The following is a 3,899-nucleotide window of genomic DNA, read 5'->3' on the forward strand; positions in this document are numbered from 1 at the left end:
CGAATGTGCCTTGCCAGTTCTACTGAGCAGCGGCGTAACCAGCCGCAGCCTTTCTTCCGGCCGCTCAGGGGTGATCTGGTCCGCGGCGCACGCACCCGGGCTCGCACCATCCCCGGGTCGCTCCTCGCAGCATTCCGCGGCAGCTGTCCCCATCGTCGCGGCACCAGGATAGCCGAACGTGCCCACCCGAGCCGAACGGGTTTACCGCAGCAGCCGGCCGTGCTCCTCCTGCCGGCACAAACCAGCCGGGGCTTCCTGTTGTGCAAACCAGTCGGCGTTTGCAGGCCGGGCCGCCGGGTCGTATCCTCCGTTGACTGTCTGATTCGACGATCCGCAAAAGGTGAGGCCCGACATGACCACCGCGCCGCGCTCGAGCGCCGCCGACCTTCCGGTGCGGCCCGGTGAGGAGCCGTGGACCGAGGCCGAGCTCGAAGAGGTCCGCGCCGAGCTCGAGGCCGAGGCGGCCGGCCTGCGCGAGGAGATCGGCCAGGCGGAGTCGCAGATCGCGGCGCGCCTGGGCGACGCGGTCGCCGAGGCAGGGGACGACGAGGCCGACGCGAGCAGCAAGCTGTTCGAGCGCGAGCATGAGCTGGCCATCACACGTAACACGCGGGAGCTGCTCGAGCAGACCGAGCACGCGCTCGCCAGGATCGATGCGGGAACATATGGAGTATGCGAATCGTGCGGCAGGCCGATAGGGAAGGCGCGGCTCCTGGCGTTCCCGCGGGCGACTCTGTGCGTGGAGTGCAAGCAGCGTCAGGAGCGCCGCTGAGCGCCCCGGGCGCCCCGGACGCCCCCGGGGCGGGCGGGCGCCGGCGGCGGATCGGCGTGCTGGTCGGCGTCGCCGCCTTCGTGCTTGCCGCGGACGCCATCACCAAGGCCATCGTGGTGGTGCACCTGCGGTACGGACAGCAGGTGCACCTGATCGGCAACGTGCTGATGCTCAACCTGCTGCGCAACTCGGGGGCCGCGTTCAGCGTCGGCACCGGGAACACGATCGTGTTCACGGCGATCGCCGTCGTGGTGGCCGTCTACATCGTCCGCACCGCGCGGGCGCGGAACCTGCGCAGCCTCGGCTGGGCGATCGCACTCGGGCTGCTGCTCGGCGGCGCCCTCGGGAACCTGGCCGACCGGATCTTCCGGGCGCCCGGGGTCTTCCGCGGCGCCGTGGTGGACTGGATTCAGCTGACCAACTACTGGCCGGTGTTCAACCTGGCCGACTCCGCGATCGTGTGCGGCGGCGTGTTGACGGTGCTGCTCGCGATCCTCGGCTACCGCCTCGACGGCACCCGCGGCGACCACCCGCTGGCGACGCCGGCTCCGGCGCCGCCAGCGGAGCCGGCGCCGGGCGAATCCGATAGCTCCGATGCGCCCACGGATGCGGCGGACGTAGAGCGGTGACCTCGGGGGAGCGCTTCGTGCTGGTCCCCGAGGGCCTGGACGGAGAGCGGCTTGACGCGGCGCTGGCCCGGATGTTCGGGCTGTCGCGGGCGCGGGCGGCTGAGCTGATCGGCGCCGGGCAGGTGCTGCTCGACGGGCAGCCGGCCGCCAAGTCCGACCGCGTGCTCGCGGGCTCGCCGCTGTCGGTGACGCTGCCGCCGCCCCGGGAGGCGACTCCCGCGCCGGCGCCCGTGCCCGGGCTGGCGATCGTCTACGAGGACGACGACATCGTGGTGGTGGACAAGCCGCGCGGGGTGGCCGCGCACCCGACGCCGGGCTGGACGGGCCCGACCGTGCTCGGCGGCCTGCTCGCCGCCGGGCACGCCGTCGCCACCAGCGGGGCGGCCGAACGCCAGGGGATAGTGCACCGGCTGGACGCCAACACCACCGGGCTCATGGTGGTCGCCAAGAGCGAGCCGGCCTACAGCGTCCTGAAGCAGGCCTTCAGGGACCGCGCCGTGTCGAAGACCTACCACGCGCTCGTGCAGGGCCACCCGGACCCGCTGCGCGGCACGATCGACGCGCCGATCGGGCGGCACCCGTCCGGCGACGGCCGGTTCGCCGTCGTCGCGGACGGGCGGCCGAGCGTCACCCACTACGACACGATCGAGGCGTTCCGCGCGGCCAGCCTGGTGGCGATCGGCCTGGAAACCGGGCGTACGCACCAGATCAGGGTGCACATGGCCGCGGTGCGTCACCCCTGCTGCGGTGACCTGCTGTACGGCGCGGACCCGGTGCTCGCGGCGCGGCTGGGGCTGACCAGGCAGTGGCTGCACGCGGTCAGCCTGTCGTTCGCGCACCCGGCCGACGGCCGGGAGGTCTCGTTCGCCAGCCCGTACGCCGAGGACCTCCGGCGCGCCCTGGACATCCTGCGGGCCGAAAGCTGACCTTCACCCCGGCGCGGACAGCAGGTAGACGCGGCCGCTGAGCTTGCCGATCATGCGGTAGACGTGCCACAGGCAGTCGCCCACCTTGATGTCGTAGTTCTCCTTGCCGAACCGGCTGATGTACCGGTCGGGGTCACGGATCAGCCGTGCCGCGTGCAGCAGGTGGCGGCCCGGTTGGGGCCCGTGCTCCTGGGCGTACTCGCCCCACTGGGTGCCGAGTATCACGCGGCGGTCGACCCGCAGGCCGGCGCCGGCGATGGCCGCCTCGGTGTTCTCCGGGCGCATGGCCGCCGCCGAGCAGCCCAAGACGGGCAGCAGAAAGGCGGCCTCGCCGGGCTCCAGGGCGCTGGTGGCGAACATCTGGTAGATCACCGCCCGGCCGCCCGGCCTGAGCACGCGGCGGAATTCGCGGTACGCGCGCCCCAGGTCCACCACAAGGCTCAGGACGTCGCGGCACCAGACCAGGTCCGCGGATCCGCTCGGGACGGGCAGGTCCTCGGCCGTCCCGGCCAGGAAGCTGACGGCGCCGGGCAGCGCCTGTTCGCGGCTCCCTTCGGCCCGCTGCGGGACCGGATCGACGCCGGTGACCCGCAGGCCGAAACGCCTGGACAGCTCGACTGCCTGCCGCCCCCTGCCAGACCCGACGTCTACCGCGACCGCCCCGGGAGCAAGCCCAAGCTGCGCCACGTACTCGTAGAGCACGTCGGGGCCCGCGGGGTCGAGGGACTCGTCAAGCGCCAGGTTGAACTGCTCCTCGATGCGGTCGAACGCATCGTGGGCGCGCGTCGGGAAATCGGCATCGGCCATGCGGCATTGTCCCGCGGCAGGACCCTGGCGACGAAATCCGGGCGGTGAGCGATCCTGGCGGCCATTGGCGCAGGGGGCCCCAGCGCCAATAGGCTTGGCGCTGTGGGCCCCACCGCCAGTGCGCGCGGCGGGCGAGCCCGGCGGGACCCGGACGTTCGCCGGGACCAACCGGTACAATCGGGATAAATCGCCCCACGCTGTCGCCATCCGTGACACGCCGCCCGAGCCCGGATCTTTCCCGTTCCCCGATCGGGGCGCGGCCGCCCCGGCGCGCCCCCGGGCCAGTGCCGGCCAGAACCGATAAGGTGTGAAACACCGGGCTGGCGCAATGACCGCGACGACGCGGCACACGGGTCCGCCGCCACCGGCGGCTCCGCGCCCGTGGTCACGGCGTCGGCCGCCTTCCCCCGGTTTACGGTAGTGGTCACCGCGCCGCGAGCACGCGCGGCGGCGCGGCAGCGTGCCTGAGGAGGCGGTTGGTTCCATGGCGGCGTCCGCGGCGACCCGAACCGGTGACGAAAGCACCCACGTGCCGTACGCCCACCTGCACGTGCATACCGAGTACTCCATGCTCGACGGCGCCGCCCGGCTGAAGGAGCTCTTCAAGGAGGTCACCGCCCTCGGCATGACGCACGTGGCGATGACCGACCACGGCAACATGTTCGGCGCCGCCGAGTTCCACAGGCAGGCCAGGGAGGCCGGCATCACCCCGGTCATCGGCATCGAGGCCTACGTCGCCCCCGAGCGCAGGGATAACCCCAACCG

At 72.6% G+C, this 3,899-nt stretch carries 5 protein-coding genes; 4 read left to right on the top strand and 1 reads right to left on the bottom strand.

The window, feature by feature from the left end:
* Positions 1-352: 352 nt before the first annotated feature.
* The 3 genes from Q1N79_RS30100 to Q1N79_RS30110 are packed head-to-tail and all read left to right on the top strand — an operon-like array spanning position 353 to position 2,327.
* The gene (locus Q1N79_RS30100; protein ID WP_300614516.1) at positions 353-772 is read left to right on the top strand and encodes a TraR/DksA C4-type zinc finger protein; all 420 of its coding nucleotides are present in this window, start codon (positions 353-355) and stop codon (positions 770-772) included.
* Positions 745-1,401: a signal peptidase II gene (gene lspA / locus Q1N79_RS30105; protein ID WP_300614517.1), complete on the top strand. Its 657-nt coding sequence runs from the start codon at positions 745-747 to the stop codon at positions 1,399-1,401. Before Q1N79_RS30100 ends, lspA begins: the two co-directional genes overlap by 28 nt.
* On the top strand, positions 1,398-2,327 hold the full coding sequence (locus Q1N79_RS30110) for an RluA family pseudouridine synthase (RefSeq protein ID WP_300614518.1): 930 nt from the start codon (positions 1,398-1,400) through the stop codon (positions 2,325-2,327). Before lspA ends, Q1N79_RS30110 begins: the two co-directional genes overlap by 4 nt.
* Before the next feature lie 3 nt (positions 2,328-2,330).
* Here Q1N79_RS30110 and Q1N79_RS30115 read toward each other — a convergent pair whose 3' ends face one another.
* Positions 2,331-3,134, bottom strand: coding sequence for a class I SAM-dependent methyltransferase (locus tag Q1N79_RS30115; RefSeq protein ID WP_300614519.1), 804 nt, complete (start codon positions 3,132-3,134; stop codon positions 2,331-2,333).
* A 484-nt stretch (positions 3,135-3,618) separates the two neighbouring features.
* Here Q1N79_RS30115 and Q1N79_RS30120 point away from each other — a divergent pair.
* Positions 3,619-3,899: PHP domain-containing protein (locus Q1N79_RS30120; protein ID WP_300614520.1), on the top strand; the 281-nt coding region annotated here is incomplete at its 3' end.

The organism is Trebonia sp., assembly GCF_030042015.1.
In the GTDB taxonomy this organism is placed as follows: Bacteria; Actinomycetota; Actinomycetes; order Streptosporangiales; family Streptosporangiaceae; genus Trebonia.

What these genes read in the sequence shown, in the direction of transcription:
- Q1N79_RS30100 (WP_300614516.1), top strand. Translation starts at nt 353, where the DNA reads ATGACCACCGCGCCGCGCTCGAGCGCCGCCGACCTTCCGGTGCGGCCC.
- Q1N79_RS30115 (WP_300614519.1), bottom strand. Translation starts at nt 3,134, where the DNA reads ATGGCCGATGCCGATTTCCCGACGCGCGCCCACGATGCGTTCGACCGC.